Consider the following 18763-nt stretch of genomic DNA (forward strand, 5'->3'; position numbering starts at 1 on the left):
CCGGCTAGAAGGTCTTGCGAACGCCGAGCGTACCGGCCACGCGACGGTAGCGTTGCGCGCCGAAGCGGGTTTCCACATCCCCCCACAGGCGCCAGCCGTCATTGCGCAGCATGCTGAGCCCCAGCTTCAACGCATAGGCGTTGCGTGGCACGCCATCGGCAAACGAGGCCGTGTTGAATTGCGTGGCATCGAGCCTGCCGAGCCGGCGCAGGTAGCTGCCGGTGAAGTAGGGTGAAGCGACATGCCCGCCGGGCGTGTGCCAGCGCGCCGCCGCCCGCATGCCCACACGGGCGCTGCTGCCGCTTGCATGCAACGGCGTCACCCGGGTGCCGCCGGCTTCCGTATGTGCGCGGCTGCGCAGGCGCGTGGCGAGGATCTGTGCCTGCGGCTCGAGGTAGACGTCGGTGTCGCGATTGAGCGCCTTCCGCCAGCGGTGTCCTGCCTCCGCACTGGCGGTGAGGACGCCGCTGCCGTAGCGCTCGGCGGCGAGGGCGTCGCCTTCGACCCGCTGGTTGAAATGCGCGTATTGCATCCAGCCCCGCAGGTAGGTGCCGGCGGTCGTGCGCAGGCCGCCGTAGATGCCGCCGCCGGCGCCCCTCACGCGTCCCTTCGCCGAATAGCGGGTAAGCAACGAAGTGCCGCGCGTGTCCGACCGGCCCGCCGCGGCCATGATCCCGAGATGGGTTTCCACTTCGCCGCTGCCCTGGAACAGGTCCGTGCCGAGGGTGAGTTCGTTCGTGGAGGTGGTGGTCGTGATCTGGCCGCCGACGTCGAAAGCAGTGTGCTTCCGTTCGAAGCGTGCCCAGGCGCTACCGCGGGCGACGTCGGGTTCGTCGTCCCTGCCGGCACCGGGCCCCGCCTGGAACATGTCCAGCACGGCGGTCTGGTTGGCGCGGTAGGTGCCGGTCTCCGGCCGGAGCACGGAAGGAGGCGGCGTGACGGGAGACGGGGGATCGACAGGATCGATCGGATCGACCGGAGCGGGAACGACCGGCTGTTTGCCTTCCTCGGGCTCGAGGATGGGATCGGGCAGCGACGAGCGCAGGTACCAGCCGCCGTTGCCGGGTTGGCTCAGCGAACCCTGGTGCAGGAAATACTCGTGTGCGCCCGCGACGGCACGGCCCGACAATGCGAAGCGGCCATCGGACCGGCCATCCACCACGACCAGCTGGATACCGTCCTGGGTGTGATCGCCTGCGCCATCGAGGGCGTCCACGGCAATGAAGCTGGTGCCCGCGGTATTCCCCAGCACGTGGATGTGATCGCTGGGCGAGTTGTCGCCGCCCAACCGGCTGCGCATGCGGAACAGACCCTGGTTGCCCTCGTAGTCGCCGGCGATCGTCAGGGTGCCGAATGCATCGGGCGTGGCGTGCGCGAAGGCGACCACGCCATGGTCGTTGCGCAGGGTGCCGACGCGGCTGTCGCCGGTGACGATCCATGTGCCGCCACGTTCGAGGGAAAGCTCGCGAACGATGGAGGATGCGCCCGACCAGACCGCGTCGTCGCTGATGGACAAGGACAGTTGCGTCTCGTCGGACGCGGACGGATTCGGCGGCGCGGAGAGGCGGATGTCGCCGATGGCCCGCGCCTTGTCTTCGAGTACCAGGGTAAAGGCCTTGGCGGATGCGGGATCGACGTCGGCGAAGACGCCGCTGCGTCCCCACAGTTCCGCACCGCCGCGAATGCGAATGGCTCCCGGATCGTTCAATCGCATCGCCGCCTGCGCACCGGTTACGCTGCCACCGTCGAGCTGGAGCGTGCCTCCGTTCTGGACGGCGATGCCGTAGGCGCCGGTGCCTGTCGTCTCGATGACGACATTCCTTGCATTGACGAAGCCCGCGTGGACGAACAGCCCGTGGCCCCTCGCACCGGCAGTCTTGATCGCGGTGTCGAACAGATCGAGGCGGCCGCCACCGGATGCCACGGCTCCATAGGCCGATGCGCCGTGCGTCTCGATGCGCGACCCGCGCACATCGATCTGCGGGGTTCTTCCCGCGTAGTCGCCGCCCCGGGCGGTCACGCCATAGGAGAAGTTCCCGTGGGTCACGACGTCGGTGTCCTGCAGCGCGACGGAGGCGCCGCGATCGTAGACGGCCGGAGCGTTCGCGCCGAGCGTTTCGATGTGGGAGCGTCGAATCACCAGCCTGGCGCCGTCCTGGACATTGACCGCGATGGACTCGTCGCCTTCGGTACGCAGCCTGCTGCCGGCTACGACCGTGATCAGGCCACTGCTCCGGTCGGCATTTATCGCGTGTGCCCCCCAGCCGCTCGTCGTCAGGGTGGTCTGGCTGAGCGTGACCGACGAGCCGTTGTCCACGTGCAGGCCATGGCTGCCTTGTCCCGATGTCTCGACGATGGCCAGGTCGGCTTCCATGTCACCGCCGCCACTGACGAGCAGGCCCCTGGCGGCGGTGCCCCTGGTCGATACCCGCGTACCGGCTTCGAGGGAGAAGGCGCCGCCGTATTCCGCGGCGATGCCCGTGGCACCGTAGCCCGTGGTTTCGATACGGCCGCCGCGGAACTCGCCCCGCGCTTCGGCGCCATTGAAGCGGGCGCCCGCCGCGCTGCCTCCCGCCGTGAGTATCGCCACGTTCTCCAGCTCGGCTTCGCCGCCGGCCATCACGTGCACGCCGTAGGCGCTGTTCCCCGTGGTGCGCAGCGTGCCCCGGGTCAGTGAGACGAAGCTGTTGGACGAGGTCGTTTCAACCGCATAGGCGTTCTTGCCGGCGGTGGTTATGTCGACGTCCCTGCCGGTGGCGCGGCCGCCATTGAGCACGCGGAGCCCGGCCTGGGAGTCAGCCACGGTTTCGTAGGATCCGGAGGGGATGGTCTTCTCTTCCCCATCGACGACGAGCGGAGGGGGCTCGGCCGCCGCAGCGGCAGGGGCGAAGGCGGCCATGACGAAAGCCGCGAGATAGCCTCGGGGGTGGGGGATAAATGGTTTCAAGCGAGTCGCTCCTTGTCTGGATGCCGGGCGGATATGCCGGTGGCAACTTCCGGATGACAGGTTAGGGACTGGCTTCGGACCGGGGAACGCGATTATTCTGAAAATGTCTGCGATCGCGTCTGCGCTGCGCCGCTGGACATCCACGCTTCATAATTGTCGTCGCACCCTAGACGGGCCCGTCTTCGGAGGGAAACGCCGGGGATGCGAGACTTGCCTGTGTATACATAACGAATGAGGAGCCCAGCATCATGAAGGTTATTTCGATTACCGCCCTGGCTTTTGTCGCCGCAGCCCTGCTCGCCGGCTGCAACAAGTCGGACGACAACGCCGCCCCGGCGCCGTCGGCCGCTTCCACCGCCGCCCCGGCCGCTGCTCCGGAGGCCACCCCGCCGGCCGCCAGCACCGCCGCACCGGCTTCGACCATGACCGCGCCGACCTCGGCCGGCACGGCTCCCGCCCCGGCTTCGACCGCCAGCGGTCAGTAAGCTGCCTGCCGCCGGTCCTTTCCGGACCGGCTGGAAAAAAAAACGCCGCTGCCATGCAGCGGCGTTTTTTTTGAAAGCACGGTTTGTGCCAGCCATACCGTGACTGGTGGCATGCATGGCTCTACCGTTCAGGATGCGGCACGCTTAGGGGGTTCCGTCCGTCCCACTGCCACAGGAATGCCCATGCCACATCGTCCCATGTTGCTGCCGATGCTCGCCCTGTCCCTGGCTGTCGCCTCCGCGTTCGCCGCTGCGCAAACCGCGCCGATGACGCCGGACATCCCCGCCAAATTCGAGCAGCCGAACGCGGCCAACGATTACGTGAAGCGTGTCGTCGAGATCCCGATGCGGGACGGCGTCAAGCTGCATACCGTCATCGTCATCCCGAAGAACGCGAAACACGCGCCGATCCTCCTCACCCGCACGCCCTACAATGCCGACGGCCGCGCCGCGCGCTCCGATGCGACCAGCATGCGCAACCTGTTGCCGGTGGGCGACGAAGTCTTCGTCGACGCCGGCTACATCCGCGTGTTCCAGGACGTGCGCGGCAAGTACGGCTCCGAAGGCGACTACGTGATGACCCGGCCGCTGCGCGGTCCGTTGAACGATACGAAGGTGGATCATTCCACCGATGCCTACGACACGATCGACTGGCTGACGAAGAACCTGCCCGAGTCCAACGGGAAGGTCGGCATGATCGGTTCCTCGTACGAGGGCTTCACGGTGGTCATGGCCCTGGTGAACCCGCATCCCGCACTCAAGGTGGCCGCTCCGGAAAGTCCGATGGTCGACGGCTGGATGGGCGACGACTGGTTCCATTACGGGGCCTTCCGCCAGACCAACTTCGACTACATCGCGGGCCAGAACGTGAAGCGCGGCAAGGGCGCCACCATTCCGCGAGCCGGCTTCGACGATTACACCAACTTCCTGGAAGCGGGCTCGGCGGGCGACTACGCCCGGGCCAACGGCTTCGACCAGCTGCCTTACTGGCGCAAGCTCAGCGAGCATCCCGCCTATGACGCCTACTGGCAGGAACAGGCGCTGGACAAGGTGATGGCGAAGCAGCCGCTGAAGGTGCCCACGATGTGGCTGCAGGGCCTGTGGGACCAGGAAGACATGTGGGGTGCGATCCACAGCTACGAGGCCGTGGAGCCGAAGGACAAGGGCAACGACAAGAACTTCCTCGTGATGGGCCCGTGGCGGCACAGCCAGGTGAACTACGACGCCTTCTCGCTGGGTGCGCTGCAATGGGATGGCGACACCGCGCTGCAATTCCGCCGCGACGTGCTGCTGCCGTTCTTCAACCAGTACCTGGTCGACGGCGCGCCCAAGGCCAATACGCCGCCGGTCTTCATCTACAACACGGGCGAGAACCATTGGGACCGCTTCCCGTCCTGGCCGCAGGGGAAGACGACCCGTCCGCTGTACCTTGGCGCCAATGGAAAGTTGTCTTTTAACGCCCCTGCCGCGGGCGACGCGAAGTATGACGAGTACGTGTCGGACCCGGCCAAACCGGTGCCCTACCTGCCCCGGCCGGTGAGCTTCGCCGACCACAAGGAATGGACCACCTGGCTGGTGCACGACCAGCGTTTCGTCGACGGCCGTCCAGACGTCCTGACCTACGTGAGCGAACCGCTCACCGCGCCGCTCAAGGTGGCCGGCGCTCCGCAGGTGAACCTGTACGCCTCCACCAGCGGTACCGACAGCGACTGGGTGGTGAAGCTCATCGACGTCTACCCGGCGGCGAACGCCAGCAACCCCGTCATGGGCGGCTACGAGCTTCCGGTGTCGATGGACATCTTCCGCGGCCGCTATCGCGAAGGGTTCGCCGAGGGCAAGCCGCTGACCGCGAACACGCCGCTCGAGTACCGCTTCGGCCTGCCGACGGTGAACCACACCTTCCAGCCGGGCCACCGCGTAATGGTGCAGGTGCAGTCCTCGTGGTTCCCGCTTTACGACAGGAACCCGCAGACCTTCGTGCCGAACATCTTCTTCGCCAAGCCCTCCGACTACCAGAAGGCGACGCAGCAGGTGTGGCACGCGCCCGGCACGGCCAGCGCCATCGAGTTGCCGGTGGCAGGCGCCAGGTAACGCGCGCGGCATTGTAGGAGCGCGCCCTGCGCGCGACAGCTATTCGCCAGGAGCTACAGGCCCTGTAGCTCTCGGCCCCAAAAGCCGTCGCGCGCATGGCGCGCTCCTACATTGGCCTCCCACCCGGCGATTTTTGCAATCCCTGCACGCCTGCGTCCGTATCCTCGCAGCATCTACGCCCCGAGGACCGCGCCATGGCCCGCCCTATCTGGACCGGAACGCTTTCGTTCGGTCTGCTCAACATTCCCATCCGGCTCATGTCGGGCGAGCGTCGCAACGACCTGCATTTCCGCATGCTCGACCAGCGCGACAACACCCCGGTGCGCTACGAGCGGGTGAATGCCGAAACGGGCGAAGAGGTGCCTTGGAAGGAGATCGTCAAGGCCTTCGAGTACCAGAAGGGCAATTACGTCGTGCTCGAGGAAGAGGACATCCGCAACGCCGCCAGCGATGCGCACGAGACGGTCGAGATCGACAGCTTCGTCGACGGAAAGGATATTTCCCCGGCCTATTATGAGAAGCCGTACGTGCTGCTTCCGGCGAAGAAGGCCGAGAAGGGCTACGTGTTGTTGCGCGAGACGCTGAAGAAGACCGGCAAGGTCGGTATCGCCCGTGTGGTCATCCGCACGAAGGAATACCTCGCCGCCGTCATGCCGCAAGACGATGCGCTGGTCATGAACCTCCTCCGTTACCAGTCCGAGGTGGTCGATGTCGCCGACTTCGAGCTCCCCGCCAAGTCGGCTTCCGAGTACCGCATCTCTGCGCGCGAGATGGAGATGGCGCAGGACCTCATCGAGTCCATGTCGGGCAAGTGGAAGCCCGAGAACTACCACGACGAGTTCCGCGCGAAGCTGCGCAGCGCCATCGAGAAGCGCTTGAAGAGCAAGGGTGTCACCGCGACGGTGGAGGAAGATGAGCGCACGCCGGAGAACGCCGCCACCAACGTGGTGGACTTCATGGCGCTGCTGAAGAAGAGCATCGGCGCGAAGACGCGTACGCCGGCGGCGAAGAATGTATCGGCCGGGGAGGATGAGGGGAAGAAGACCTCGTCGAGGAAATCCACGGCGAAGAAGGGCGCCGCGAAAAAGACCGCGGCGAAAAAGGCTGCGAAGAAGACCGCCACCCGCAAGGCGCCGTCCAAGCGGCGGGCGGGCTGATCGATGGCGGGCCTCGTCGTCGGCGGCGTCACGATCACCCATCCGGAGCGCCAGGTCTTTGGGGAGGGCGGACCGAGCAAGGGCGAAGTGGCGGCTTACTATGAAGCCGTGGGGCGCTGGATGCTTCCCGAGTTGCGCGAACGTCCGCTCTCGCTGGTCCGTTGCCCGCAGGGCTCTACGGGTCCGTGCTTCTTCCAGAAGCACCACGCCGACACACTGGGCGAACATGTCCACGCGGTCACGCTGGAAGAGAAGGGCGGCGACGATGCGGAGTACATCTACGTGGACGACGTGCGCGGCGTGCTCGAACTCGTGCAGATGAACACCCTCGAGTTCCATCCCTGGGGCTCCCGGTCAGACGACCCCGACAAGCCCGACCGGATGATCTTCGACCTCGATCCGGCGCAGGGCGTGGCATGGAAGGAGGTGGTCGCCGGGGCGCGCATGATCCGCGAACGCCTCTCGGACGCGGGCTTGGAGAGCTTCGTTCGCGCGTCCGGCGGAAAGGGCCTGCACGTGGTAGCGCCGATTCGCCGCGGGCCGTCCTGGGAGAAGGTGAAAGCCTTCTGCGAAGGCGTCGCCGATGCGCTCGTGGCGGAGAAGCCGAAGCTTTACATCGCCGAGGCCAGCAAGGCCAAGCGCGAAGGCCTGATCTTCATCGACTGGCTGCGCAACACCCGCGGGGCGACCAGCGTCACCGGCTGGTCGTTGCGTGCGCGTCCCGGCGCGCCCGTGGCGATGCCGTTGCGTTGGGAGGAAATCGCCCGCCTGAAGAGCGGCGGGGCCTTCGACATGAAGAAAGCGCTGAAGCGGGCGAAGACGCTGGAAGCGGATCCCTGGGAAGGGATCGCTTCCTTGAAGCAGACGCTGCCGTAGGTAGAGCCGCGCGCGGCGAAATTCAGTTCCCCTGCATCCGGCGCAACGAAGCCATCACCTCATAGCACGCGCCCATGGTGTGGTAATCCGTCTTGCCGGCAGGGCTCTTCTCGTCGTCGTACTTCTCGTTGTTGCGCTTGAGGATGCGGTACCACGCGCCGTACTTGTGATCGACGAGGTGTTCCCAGCTGTAGGCCCAGATCCTTTCGTACCACTCGTCGTACTTCTTCTCGCCGGTGGTCTCGAACAGCAGCTGCGCCGCGGCGAGGGACTCGGCCTGCACCCAGAAGTACTTGTCGTCGTCGCACACCTCGCCTTCCGGGGCGAAGCCATAGGCGATGCCGCCGTATTCCTTGTCCCAGGCCTTGTCCAGCGCCTCATCGAAGAGGTGCTTCGCGGTGGGAACGAGCCAGTCCTTGTGCCGCGGCGTGCCCTTGGTGTAACGCTCCAGCATCATCAGGAGCTTGGCCCATTCGGTCTGGTGACCGGGCTGGAAGCCCCACGGACGGAACAGGTGCTTGGGGTTGTCGAGGTTGTATTCCCAGTCGATCGACCAGTCCTCGTGGTAGTGCTCCCAGATCAGCTTCTGCGGCGTGAGCGCGGCCTGGCGCTGGGTCATGTTGTTGGCCAGGAGCATGGCGCGATCGAGGTAACGGTCGTCCTTCGTGGCTTCCCACGCGGCGATCATCGCCTCGGTCATGTGCATGTTCGCGTTCTGCCCGCGGTAGCCGGTGAAGTTCCAGTCCTTGTCGGCTTCGTCGCGGTAAAGGCCGTGCGCCGGCTCCCAGTAGCGCTGCTCGAGCAGGTTCCAGATCTCGTCCTGCCAGCCGCGCGCCTCGTCGAACCCGACCTTCACGCCGCAGGAATAGGCCAGCAGCATGAAGGCCAGGCCGTAGCAGTGGTTCATCTGGTCGTCGCGCTTGCCGTCGGCGATCGTCCAGGCGTAGCCGCCGGTTTCCGGATTGCGGTGGACCTCGCGCAGGTACTTCAGCCCGTGCATGGCGAGTTCCTTGTCCTCGGGCTTGTGGAACTCGAGGTAGGCCATCGCATGGTTGAAGACGAAACGCGTGCTGGACACGAGGTGACGATGGCTGCGGTCGTATACCGAACCGTCGTCCTTGAAGTAATGGAAGAAGCCGCCGGCGGGATCGACTTCGTTCGGCTTGTAGAAGGCCATCGTCTTCGCGACGTGGTCGCGCAGCACATCGACGGAATGGAAATCGGGGAGGGGGACGGTCGTCATGCGTGTTGCTCCATGAAGGCCTTCACTTCGGCCTGATCGGGAATGGCGGTGAACGAGCCCTTGCGGGTGGCGGTGATCGCGCCGCACGCGGCGGCGAAGCGGATCAGCCCGATGAGGCGTTCCTCGTCCTGGATGAGCGCGTCGAAGCGCTCCGGCGTGACGCCTTCCGCGGCGAGCCGCGAGAGCAGGCCGCCCACGAAGGCATCGCCGGCGGCGGTGGTATCGACGGCGTCCACCGTGTAGCCAAGCAGCGTGCCGCGCGCGGAGCGGGTGAACCAGCGCATGGGCTCGGCACCGTCGGTCACCAGCAGCAGGCGTGCCTTGCCGCGCCACAGGCGCTCGAGCACGGCGTCGTCGGAGCCGGCGCCGGCGTGGATGAAGGCGAACTCCTCCGCGCTCAGCTTGATCACGTCGGCCTCGTGCAGGGCCTCCCACAGGCGGGGCAGGGGAGCCTCGTCGCGTGGCCAGAGCGCGGGGCGCAGGTTCATGTCGAAGCTGACCAGTGCGCCGGCGGCACGCGCGCGGCGCATGCCTTCGACGGTGGTCGCGGCAATCGCGGCCTCGGTCAGGGAGTTGGAGCAGACGTGGAAGATGCCGAGGCGGTCGAACGCGCCATGGCGGAAGTGCTCGGGACGGAACAGCAGGTCCGCGGCGGGCGGCCGGTAGAAGCTGAAGCTGCGGTCGCCCTTGTCGTCGTGCGCGACGAAGGCAAGCGCAGTGCGCGCCTCGTCGGTGCGCGCGACATCCTCCGTTCCCACGCCGAGTTCGGTGAGGCTTTTCAGCAGGAAATCCCCGAACATGTCTCGCGAGAGCATGCCGGCGAAACGGGCGTGTCCGCCGAGGCGCGCCGCGGCGACGGCGACATTGGCCGGCGCGCCGCCGGCAAAGGGAACGAAGGCGGGAGGCTGACCGGCGCCGCCCTGGGGCTGTGCGTGGAAATCGATCAGCGCCTCGCCGAAGCAGAGGATGGAAGACATGCTACGGCCTGTCCTTAGGGGCGGGTAAGAAAACGCGAGGGCCGGCCTGGACCGGCCCCCGGATGAAGAAAACGATCAACGGGTGGCGACCGGCACGTTGCGCACCTTCGAACCGCTGAGACCGTAGAACACGATGTACGCGTAGCAGATCAGCGGGATGAAGAAGGCATGCTGCAGGCCGATCTGGTCGGCGATGACGCCCTGGATCCAGGGGATCAGCGCGCCACCGACGATGGCCATGATGAGCAGGCTGGAGGCCTTGCCGGTGAGCGGGCCCATGCGTTCGATACCGAGCGAGAAGATCGTCGGGAACATGATCGAGTTGAACAGGCCGATGGCGACGATGCTGTAGACGGCGACGGTGCCCGTCGTCGACATCGTGGTGATCACCAGCAGGCCGTTGATCACGGCGAACACGGCCAGCAGCAGGCGCGGCGAGAACCGGGCGAGCAAGGCGGAGCCGATGAAGCGGCCGACCATCGCGCCGCCCCAGTAGAAGGCCACGTGACTTGCGGCCACTGCACCCGACATGTTGCCGATTTCGGGCAGTTCGAGGTAGTTGATCATGAAGCTGCCGATGGCGACCTCACCACCAACGTAGAAGAAGATGGCCAGCACGCCGAAGAACACGTGCGGCGTCTTGAGCGCGTCCATCAGCGAGTGGCGGCTGTCGTCGGCCTTCTCGGTGGTTTCCTCGAGGGCGGGCAGGTTGAACAGGTACACGCCGATCGCCAGGAGCACCAGCACCACGGCCAGGCCGATGTACGGGCCTTGCACCGTGCCGGCTTCGTGGGCGCGGTAGGCGATCTGCTCCGCGGCGTTCATCTTTGCGATGTCGGCGCTGCTCTTCACCTCGCTGGAGAGGATGAGGAAGCCGCCGAAGAACGGCGCGAGGAACGTACCGAAGGAATTCAGCGCCTGGGCGAGGGTGAGGCGGCTGGAGCTGGTCTTCTCGGGACCGAGCAGGGCCACGTAGGCATTTGCCGCCACCTGCAGCACCGTGATGCCGGTAGCCAGGATGAACAGGGCGCCGAGGAAGAACCCGTAGATGCGCATGCCGGCGGCGGGCCAGAACAGCGCGGCGCCGATGCCGGCGATGATGAGGCCGGCGACGATGCCCCGCTTATAGCCGAGCGACGCGACAAGCTTGCCGGCGGGCAGCGACATGATGAAGTACGCGCCGAAGAACGTGAACTGGATAAGCAGCGCCTGCGCGTAGTTCAGTTCGAACACGGCCTTCAGGTGCGGAATGAGGATGTCGTTCAGGCAGGTCAGGAAGCCCCACATGAAGAAGATCGTCGTCATCACGCCGAGCGCGAGCGGGAAATAGGTGTAGCGGTCGTCGCCGGGTGTCGCGGCGGACGGCGAGTTGGGCGATGGCGTGTAACCGGTGGCCATGGGGCGCTCCATTGTCAGGTTCAGGGGGAGGACGGAGGACAGCTGCTTTCGCGTACGACCAGCCTTACCGGCGCGATCGTATAGGCAGCTTCCGTCTCGGGATTGCCAAGTCTTTCGAGGATGAGTTCGGCGCTGCGACGTCCCAGGCCACGCGGGTCCACCGCGATGGTGGTGAGGGGCGGCACGCACACCGAGGCTTCAGCGACGTCGTCGAAACCGGTCAGGGCGAAATCTTCGCCCGGACGGCGGCCTCGCTTCGTCAGGCCAAGCATAAGCCCCAGCGCGACCGCGTCGTTGTAGCAAACCGCCGCCGTAGGCGCCGGATCGCGCGCGAACAGCGCGCCGGTCTGGCGAGCCGCTTCAAGACGCGTCGGCGCGCTCTCGATAAGCCAGGCTGGATCGACCTTCAGGCCGGCATCGCGCATCGCCCCCGCATAGCCCCGGCGGCGTTGTTCCACCGAACTGGAATCGCGGTGGCCACCGAAGAAGGCGATGCGCTGGTGGCCGAGACTGATGAGATGTTCCGTAGCGAGGCGCGCGCCGTGCTCGTTGTCCATTTCGAGCGTGTCCCAGCGGTGGGCGCCGTCGTCGTCGGGCAGCTCGCGGTTGAAGACGAGCAGGGGCGTATGCATCCCCACGGCCGCCAGCACCTGGTCGCCCTCGCTGCCTTCGGCCGGCGAGAGGATGATGCCGGCGGGACCATGCTCGATCAGGGAATTCAGCACGGCCTGCTGGCGCACCGGCGATTCGCCGGTATTGCCCAGCAGGGTGACGTATCCGGCGCTGGCCAGGGCCTCGTCGGCACCGGCGGCGAATTCGGCGAAGAAGGGGTTGCCCAGGTCGTTGATGACCAGGCCGATGCTCGAGGAGGTACGCCGGCGCAGATTGGCGGCCGCGCGGTTATAGACGTAGCCCTGGCGCTTCAGTTCGGCCTCCACCCGGGCCCGGGTGACCGAGTTCACCAGCGGGCTGCCTCGCAGCACCAGCGAGACGGTCGCCCGGGAGACGTCGCAGCCCTGTGCGATATCGGCGAGCGTCACCTTGCGGCGCTGCGGGGTATTCCTCGACATCGGAACTCCTTCAAACGATCTAAACCCGGCGATCATCGCGCGGGGGGGCCAGGGATGCATCACGCACTGCAACATGCGCGAATACGCTATCTTTGCTACGTTCGACGCGTTTGTCACGATCCAAATGATCGGGACCCGCCATTCGTCCACCCGAGGGGAACCCACGATGTCGAGAACCACCCGCCTGCGCCGGGGCCTGCTGGCCGCCGCCCTGACCCTGGCCCTCCCGGCCCTGTCCGCCGCGGCCCCAGCCGGCAAGGCCGACAGCGCCTTCGCAGCGGTGGACCCCCTGATCGGGACGGGCGGCGACGGCCACACCTTCCCGGGCGCCACGGTGCCGTTCGGCATGATCCAGCTCTCGCCGGATACGGCCATGCCGGACTTCAAGCACGCGTACAAATGGGCCGCAGGCTACCAGTACGGCGATTCCAGCATCCTGGGTTTCTCCCATACGCACTTCTCCGGCAGCGGCCATTCCGACCTGGGCGACGTGCTCGTCATGCCCATCGCCGGCGATGTGAAGCTGGACCCCGGTTCCCCCGACCAGCCCGGTAGCGGCTATCGCTCGCGGTTCGACCACAAAAGCGAGAAAGCCGAGGCAGGGTACTACGCCGTCACGCTGGCCGACTACGGCGTGCGTGCCGAGCTGACCGCCGGGGCCCGCGTGGGCTGGCACCGCTATACCTTCCCCAAGGGCAAGCCCGCCCACCTGCTGCTCGACCTGCGCCCCAGCATCTACGACTACGACGGCAAGGTGCTCTGGTCCTCGCTGCGTGTGCGCGCGGACGGCACGGTCACCGGCGGCCGCACCACCCGCGGCTGGGCCCCGGGTCGCCAGCTTTATTTCGCCATGCGCTTCAACCAGCCGCTGTCCTCGCGGAGCCTGAAGAACCGGGAGAAGGACGTTCCCTACAGGGGCTTCGCCGGTCCGGGCAACCGCGCCGACGACAACGATGCCATCAGCGGCCGGGCGCTCGAAGGCGTGTTCGACTTCGGCGACCTCGGCAAGCCGCTGATCGTCAAGGTCGCTGTGTCCTCGGTGAGCGAGGACAATGCCGTGGCCAACCTCGACAAGGACGGTGCCGGCTTCGACTTCGATGCCCGCCGGGCCGAAGCCCGCCAGGCGTGGGAGAAGGCGCTGTCGTCCGTGGACGTGCAGGCGCCGGCGCAGACCCGCAAGACGTTCTATACGGCGCTGTACCACGCGATGATCGCGCCGGGCCTTTCCATGGACGTCAACGGCGAATACCGCGGCCCCGACAACCAGGTGCATACGGCCAAGGGCTTCGACTTCTATTCCACCTGGTCGCTGTGGGACGTCTATCGCGCCCAGCAACCGCTGATGACCCTGCTGGAGCCGGAAAAGAGCAACGACTTCGTCAGCTCCCTGATCGCCGCTCGCCAGGCCAGCCCGTTCGGCATCCTGCCGGTCTGGGCTTACCAGGGCATGGAAACGTGGTGCATGATCGGCTACCACGCGGTGCCCGTGATCGCCGACGCCTATATGAAGGGCATCCGCGGCTACGACGCCAACGCCGCCCTGGAGGCGATGGTCGCCAGCGCCACGTACGGTCCGTACGGTGGCCTCGACGACTACATGAAGCTCGGCTACGTGCCGATCGACCGCCAGCCGGAAGCCGCCTCCAAGACCGTCGAATACGCGTTCGACGACTGGTCGCTGGCGCAGATGGCCAAGGCCATGGGCAAGGACGATGTCGCCGCCACCTTCATGAAGCGCGCCGGCAACTGGAAGAACAGCTTCGACACGAAGACGGGCTTCCTCCGCGCCCGCAAGAGCGACGGCAACTATCGCGAGCCGTTCGATCCGTCGTCGGCCGGCTACGGCACCGATTACACCGAAGGCAACGCCTGGCAGTACTCCTGGTACGTGCCGCAGGACGTCGCCGGCCTCATGGCGGCGCTGGGCGGAAAGGACGCGTTCGTGAAGAAGCTCGACCAGGTGTTCGATGTGAAGGTGGACCCGAAGTCGTTCGCGCACGTGGAAGACATCACCGGACTGATCGGCTGGTATGCGCACGGCAACGAGCCGAGCCACCAGGTGGCCTATCTCTATGACTATGCCGGCCAGCCCTGGAAGACCCAGGAGCGCCTGGTGAAGATCATGCAGACGCAATACACCCCGACGCCCACCGGCCTGGTCGGCAACGACGACCTCGGCCAGATGTCGGCCTGGTACATCTTCACCTCGCTGGGCTTCTACCCGGTGGCGCCGGGCAGCAACCAGTACGTGATCGGCCGACCCTTCGTCGAGAAGGCCACGCTCAAGCTGGCCGGCGGCAAGCAGTTCACGGTATCCGCCGACCATCTGGATGCCAAGCATCCGTACGTGGGCAAGATCACCCTCAACGGCAAGCCGCTGGAGCGCACCTTCATCCGTCACGAAGAAATCGTGGCGGGCGGCGAACTGCATTTCTCGATGCAGGAAACCCCGGCGAAGGATTGGGCTACGGGCCAGGGCGCGCAGCCGTATTCGATGAGCGATCAAGCCAACTGAGGAGCTTGTTGCCGTCACGAGGGCTTCACGGCCTCTTCGGCATTAAGCACGCCTCCATCCGGACGGGTACGCCTTCCTTTCTCGCCATGCGGGGGAGGAGGGCGTGCCCGTCCTCGTCTACAATGAACGTCCGTCCTTGGCAGGAGTCGTCGTGGGGATGACGAAGGCATGATCGAACGCATCGGACTGCGCTGGCGCCTCGTCGGCTTGCTCGCTGCCGTGCTCGTGATCGTGGCGCTGCCCTACGTCGTCACGCGCTCGAGCTCAGAAGAGGCGCTCAATTCCCGGGACTGGGTCAGTCACACGGCCGAGGTGAAGGCGAGCGTCTACCAGCTCGCCGAGATCCTGCGCAGCAGCGAAGCCGCGATGTACGCCCGTCTGGCCGGCGCGTCCGACAACGGGCCGCTCGAGGAGCGCCTGCAAGCACCGCGCAAGGTGGTCCCCGGCATCCTCTCGGCACTGCGTGAAATGACCCGCGACAACCCGGAGCAGGTGGCCCGGCTGGGTGCGCTCGAATCCATCGCCGCCGGACGTATGGCCCTCACCGAACAGGCCTTGCAGCGCCTGCGCGCCGGCGACCGCGCCGGCGCGCTCGCCTCCATGGAAGACGCCCGGCAGCTCTTTCCCATCCGCTCGCAGATCGACGCCGTCCTGGCGGACGAAACCAAGCTGCTCGATGCGCGACGCGGCCGTGCCCAGAAGCTGGCGAACAACAACCGGCTGGTGCTCCTCGTGGCCGCGCTCGCCCAGATCGCACTGCTCGGCATCGTGGTGGTCGTTTCGGAACGCCAGATCGCCATCCGCCTCGCCGCGGAATCGCGCGTGGCCGATGCGGTGAAGCGCTCGCAGCTCATCGTGCAGGCCGTGCGCGAGCCGATCGCGATGCTCGACCGGCAACTGCGCACCCTGCTGGTCAACACGGCTTTCGCCGAGCTCTACGGTTACGACCCGGAGCGGGACGACAAGCTACCGCTGAGCGAGATCGGCGACGGCGCATGGACCGACACGGCGCTGTTGCAGCGCCTCAGCGATGTGATCACGCGCGATCGCGAACTGTGGGACTACGAACTGACCCAGCGCACCGTCGACGGCATCGACCGCTTCGTGGTGATCAATGCGCGCCGCATCGAGCAGCCGGACAGCGACGACCCGGCGCTGCTGGTGACGGTAAGCGACATCACCGCGCGTGCCCTGGTCGAGCAGAAGGTCATCGAACTGAACCGCCAGCTGGAAGGCAAGGTGGAACAGATCTCCGATGTGAACAGGGAACTGGAGGCCTTCAGCTACTCGGTGTCGCACGACCTGCGTGCGCCGTTGAGGCACATCTCCGGATTCGCCGGCAAGCTCGAGGCGCAACTGGGCGATCAGGCCGACGACCGCGCGCGCCACTACATCGACGTGATCATCAGCTCGTCGCGCCGCATGGCCCAGTTGATCGACGATCTACTGGTGTTCTCCCGCCTCGGCCGCGGCGCCCTGCGCCTGCAACCCGTGGACATGCAATCCCTGGTGGACGAGGCGCGCGCCCTGGTGGAAACCGACGCGCGCGGCCGTCGCATCGAATGGAAGATCGCACCCATGCCGATCGTGATAGGCGACGAGAACATGTTGCGCACGGTCTGGCAGAACCTGCTCGGCAACGCGGTGAAATACACCGGCCAGCGCGAAGTCGCGACGATCGAAGTCGGCGTGAACCGCCTCCCGGCCGGCGACTACGAATTCAGCGTGCGCGACAACGGTGCCGGTTTCGACATGCAATATGCCGGGAAGCTGTTCGGCGTGTTCCAGCGCCTGCACCGGGCTTCCGAATTCCCCGGCAACGGCATCGGTCTTGCCAACGTACGACGCATCATTGCGCGCCACGGAGGGCGTACCTGGGCCGAAGGCGAAACAGGCGTCGGCGCCACTTTCCATTTTTCATTGCCGGCCTCGGATCTTCCGGGCGCCAGAACGGGTGACACATGAACAAGCGCGACCTGCGCACGATCCTCCTCGTCGAAGATTCCATGGCCGATGCCGAGATGGCCATCGACGCCCTGCGCGAGGCCAACCTCGCCAATCCCATCGTCCACCTCGAGGACGGCGTGGACTGCCTCGACTGGCTGTACCGCCGCGGCGCCTATGCCGACCGCGCCGAGGGCGACCCGGCCGTGATCCTGCTGGACATCAAGATGCCGCGCATGGACGGTCTCGAGGTGCTCAAGCAACTGCGCACGGACGAGGAGCGCTGGAAGCGTCTGCCGGTGGTCATCCTCTCTTCCTCGCGCGAGGAAAGCGACCTCGCCCGCAGTTGGGACCTCGGCGTGAATGCCTATGTGCTGAAGCCCGTGGACGTCCAGCAGTTCTTCACCGCCGTGCAGACGCTCGGTCACTTCTGGGCCGTGCTCAACCAGCGTCCGGACGGCGATTGAGGGAAGTGGGGCGGAGGTATGACTGACATAGGCGGACAATTGCAGAAGGTGAGGATCCTCCAGGTGGAGGACAACGCGTTCGACGCGGAACTCGTGCAGGGCGAGCTGGAACAGGACGGCATCGACTTCGACGTGCAACTCGTCGACAGCGAGGAGGCTTATGTCGCCGCCCTCGACGGCTTCCAGCCCGACATCGTCCTGTCCGACCTCAGCCTGCCCGCTTTCAGCGGCGAGCGCGCGCTGCGCATCCTGCGTGAGCGCTCCACCGATATCCCCTTCATCTTCATCTCCGCCACGCTGGGCGAGGAAGCCGCCATCGAGGCGCTGCGCAACGGCGCCACCGATTACATCCTGAAGCACAACACGGCCCGTCTCGCTACCGCGGTGCGCCGTGCGCTGCGCGAGGCCGAGGAGCAGCGGGCGCGCAAGCGCGCCGAGTTCGAACTGATTCGTGCGCAGCGTTTCGAAAGCCTCGCGCTGCTGGCCGGCGGCCTCAGCCACGACCTGCGCAACCTGCTGCAGCCTTTGCTGCTCGCCGGCGACACGCTGGAAGACTATGCGGACGATCCGCGCCTCGCGCGCCTGGGCAAGCTGGTGCGCGATTGCGGACGGCGAGGATTGGAGATGGTTTCCTCCATGCTGTCGTTCGCGCGCGGCGCCCGGCGTGCCGAGCAGGTGAAGCTCGGCGCACTGATCGAAGCGCTGAACCTGCTCCTGCAGGGCAGCGTGCCCCGCACGGTGCAGATGGAAGTAGATATCTTCGATCCCGACGTGGCTTTCGAGGGCAACCATACCGAATTGCAGCAGTGCCTGCTGAACCTGTGCCTCAATGCCATCCAGGCCATGCCCGATGGCGGCAAGCTCAGGGTCGAGACCGACGTGGTGAGCCTGACCGACGATTTCTTTGTCGAAGCCGAGACGGTTTCCCCAGGGCGTTACCTGCGCCTCTCGGTGATGGATACCGGCGAGGGCATGCCGCCGGAGGTGCTGGATCGCCTGTTCGAACCGTTCTTCACCACCAAGCCCGCGGGTACCGGGCTCGGCCTGCTTTCGTGCAAGCGCATCGTCGCCAGCCATGGCGGTCTCATGCGCGTGCGCAGCCAGCCCGGCGAAGGCACCGAGTTCCATCTCTACCTGCCGCTTCGCGCGGAGGACTCCGACCAGCTCGATCCCCAGGTCATGGACGCGAGCCTGCAAGGCGAAGCCGAACGCGTACTGGTTGTGGTCGAGGAAGCGGTGCAGCTCTCGCTGCTCGTGGACACACTCGACGCCTATGGCTACCAGGCAGGCGCAAGCCAGAGCGGTACGGCGGCGCTCCAGTGGATCGAGGCGCACGGCGTGCCCGACCTCGTGGTGATGGACGCCGACATGAACCTCTTCACCGGCGTGCGCACGCTCGCCGCGCTCCTCGACCATGGCTACACCGGCACGGTGCTGCTGCTGGCCCGCCCCGATTCGCCGCCGAACTTCGACGAGCTGCCGCCGCTCGAGCACCTGTACGTGATCGAGAAGCCGGTGCAGTCGAGGGGGTTGTTGCGGAAAGTCCGCGAGGCGCTGGATGCGAGCGAGGGGAAGCGCTGAGGTCCTCGCTCC

13 protein-coding genes are annotated in these 18763 nt (G+C 66.3%); 8 read left to right on the forward strand and 5 right to left on the reverse strand.

The genetic code is table 11. The features are described from left to right. Positions 1-4 precede the first annotated feature (4 nt). On the reverse strand, positions 5-2947 hold the full coding sequence (locus ACR9ZH_RS00400) for an autotransporter family protein (protein ID WP_481288776.1): 2943 nt from the start codon (positions 2945-2947) through the stop codon (positions 5-7). Positions 2948-3195: 248 nt separating this feature from the next. Here ACR9ZH_RS00400 and ACR9ZH_RS00405 point away from each other — a divergent pair, with 248 nt between their 5' ends. The 4 genes from ACR9ZH_RS00405 to ligD all read left to right on the forward strand — a co-directional run bounded on the left by ACR9ZH_RS00405 (position 3196) and on the right by ligD (position 7556). Continuing rightward, positions 3196-3432, forward strand: a complete 237-nt coding sequence (locus tag ACR9ZH_RS00405; RefSeq protein ID WP_481288777.1) for a hypothetical protein — start codon at positions 3196-3198, stop codon at positions 3430-3432. Between the two features lie 183 nt (positions 3433-3615). After that, entirely contained in the window at positions 3616-5523 is a 1908-nt protein-coding gene (locus tag ACR9ZH_RS00410; protein ID WP_481288778.1) for a CocE/NonD family hydrolase, read from the forward strand. A 194-nt stretch (positions 5524-5717) separates the two neighbouring features. After that, positions 5718-6680, forward strand: coding sequence for a non-homologous end joining protein Ku (gene ku / locus ACR9ZH_RS00415; RefSeq protein WP_481288779.1), 963 nt, complete (start codon positions 5718-5720; stop codon positions 6678-6680). A 3-nt stretch (positions 6681-6683) separates the two neighbouring features. Beyond that, positions 6684-7556 carry a non-homologous end-joining DNA ligase gene (gene ligD / locus ACR9ZH_RS00420; protein ID WP_481288780.1) on the forward strand — a complete coding sequence of 291 codons (873 nt, stop codon included), beginning with the start codon at positions 6684-6686 and terminating at the stop codon, positions 7554-7556. A gap of 22 nt (positions 7557-7578) precedes the next feature. Here the strand turns inward: ligD and ACR9ZH_RS00425 are convergent, their stop codons facing one another. The 4 genes from ACR9ZH_RS00425 to ACR9ZH_RS00440 form a co-directional block, all read right to left on the reverse strand. After that, positions 7579-8799: an AGE family epimerase/isomerase gene (locus ACR9ZH_RS00425; protein ID WP_481288781.1), complete on the reverse strand. Its 1221-nt coding sequence runs from the start codon at positions 8797-8799 to the stop codon at positions 7579-7581. Then, complete coding sequence (locus ACR9ZH_RS00430; protein ID WP_481288782.1) at positions 8796-9776, reverse strand: carbohydrate kinase family protein; 981 nt, start codon at positions 9774-9776, stop codon at positions 8796-8798. Before ACR9ZH_RS00430 ends, ACR9ZH_RS00425 begins: the two co-directional genes overlap by 4 nt. Before the next feature lie 75 nt (positions 9777-9851). Next, positions 9852-11081, reverse strand: coding sequence for an L-fucose:H+ symporter permease (fucP, locus tag ACR9ZH_RS00435; RefSeq protein WP_481288861.1), 1230 nt, complete (start codon positions 11079-11081; stop codon positions 9852-9854). A gap of 113 nt (positions 11082-11194) precedes the next feature. Then, a complete protein-coding gene (locus ACR9ZH_RS00440; protein ID WP_481288783.1) occupies positions 11195-12244 on the reverse strand; it encodes a LacI family DNA-binding transcriptional regulator in 1050 nt (349 codons plus the stop codon). A 166-nt stretch (positions 12245-12410) separates the two neighbouring features. Between ACR9ZH_RS00440 and ACR9ZH_RS00445 the strand changes: the two genes are divergently transcribed. The 4 genes from ACR9ZH_RS00445 (at position 12411) to ACR9ZH_RS00460 (ending at position 18751) form a co-directional block, all read left to right on the forward strand. After that, positions 12411-14759, forward strand: coding sequence for a GH92 family glycosyl hydrolase (locus ACR9ZH_RS00445; protein WP_481288784.1), 2349 nt, complete (start codon positions 12411-12413; stop codon positions 14757-14759). A gap of 168 nt (positions 14760-14927) precedes the next feature. Then, the gene (locus tag ACR9ZH_RS00450) at positions 14928-16724 is read left to right on the forward strand and encodes a sensor histidine kinase (protein ID WP_481288785.1); all 1797 of its coding nucleotides are present in this window, start codon (positions 14928-14930) and stop codon (positions 16722-16724) included. After that, positions 16721-17170 carry a response regulator gene (locus ACR9ZH_RS00455; protein ID WP_481288786.1) on the forward strand — a complete coding sequence of 150 codons (450 nt, stop codon included), beginning with the start codon at positions 16721-16723 and terminating at the stop codon, positions 17168-17170. Before ACR9ZH_RS00450 ends, ACR9ZH_RS00455 begins: the two co-directional genes overlap by 4 nt. A gap of 18 nt (positions 17171-17188) precedes the next feature. Next, positions 17189-18751 (forward strand): two-component system sensor histidine kinase NtrB, encoded by a 1563-nt coding sequence (locus ACR9ZH_RS00460; protein ID WP_481288787.1) that lies wholly within the window; start codon positions 17189-17191, stop codon positions 18749-18751. The last annotated feature ends 12 nt before the right edge of the window (positions 18752-18763 follow it).

It is taken from the genome of Luteibacter sp. SVR4-7G, assembly GCF_056755555.1.

Excerpts from the sequence above, each read along its gene's own strand:
- ACR9ZH_RS00445 (WP_481288784.1), top strand. The coding sequence starts at position 12,411 with ATGTCGAGAACCACCCGCCTGCGCCGGGGCCTGCTGGCCGCCGCCCTG.
- ku (WP_481288779.1), top strand. The coding sequence starts at position 5,718 with ATGGCCCGCCCTATCTGGACCGGAACGCTTTCGTTCGGTCTGCTCAAC.
- ACR9ZH_RS00410 (WP_481288778.1), top strand. The coding sequence starts at position 3,616 with ATGCCACATCGTCCCATGTTGCTGCCGATGCTCGCCCTGTCCCTGGCT.
- ACR9ZH_RS00405 (WP_481288777.1), top strand. The coding sequence starts at position 3,196 with ATGAAGGTTATTTCGATTACCGCCCTGGCTTTTGTCGCCGCAGCCCTG.
- ACR9ZH_RS00450 (WP_481288785.1), top strand. The coding sequence starts at position 14,928 with ATGATCGAACGCATCGGACTGCGCTGGCGCCTCGTCGGCTTGCTCGCT.
- ACR9ZH_RS00440 (WP_481288783.1), bottom strand. The coding sequence starts at position 12,244 with ATGTCGAGGAATACCCCGCAGCGCCGCAAGGTGACGCTCGCCGATATC.
- ACR9ZH_RS00425 (WP_481288781.1), bottom strand. The coding sequence starts at position 8,799 with ATGACGACCGTCCCCCTCCCCGATTTCCATTCCGTCGATGTGCTGCGC.
- ACR9ZH_RS00430 (WP_481288782.1), bottom strand. The coding sequence starts at position 9,776 with ATGTCTTCCATCCTCTGCTTCGGCGAGGCGCTGATCGATTTCCACGCA.
- ACR9ZH_RS00455 (WP_481288786.1), top strand. The coding sequence starts at position 16,721 with ATGAACAAGCGCGACCTGCGCACGATCCTCCTCGTCGAAGATTCCATG.
- ACR9ZH_RS00460 (WP_481288787.1), top strand. The coding sequence starts at position 17,189 with ATGACTGACATAGGCGGACAATTGCAGAAGGTGAGGATCCTCCAGGTG.
- fucP (WP_481288861.1), bottom strand. The coding sequence starts at position 11,081 with ATGACGACGATCTTCTTCATGTGGGGCTTCCTGACCTGCCTGAACGAC.
- ligD (WP_481288780.1), top strand. The coding sequence starts at position 6,684 with ATGGCGGGCCTCGTCGTCGGCGGCGTCACGATCACCCATCCGGAGCGC.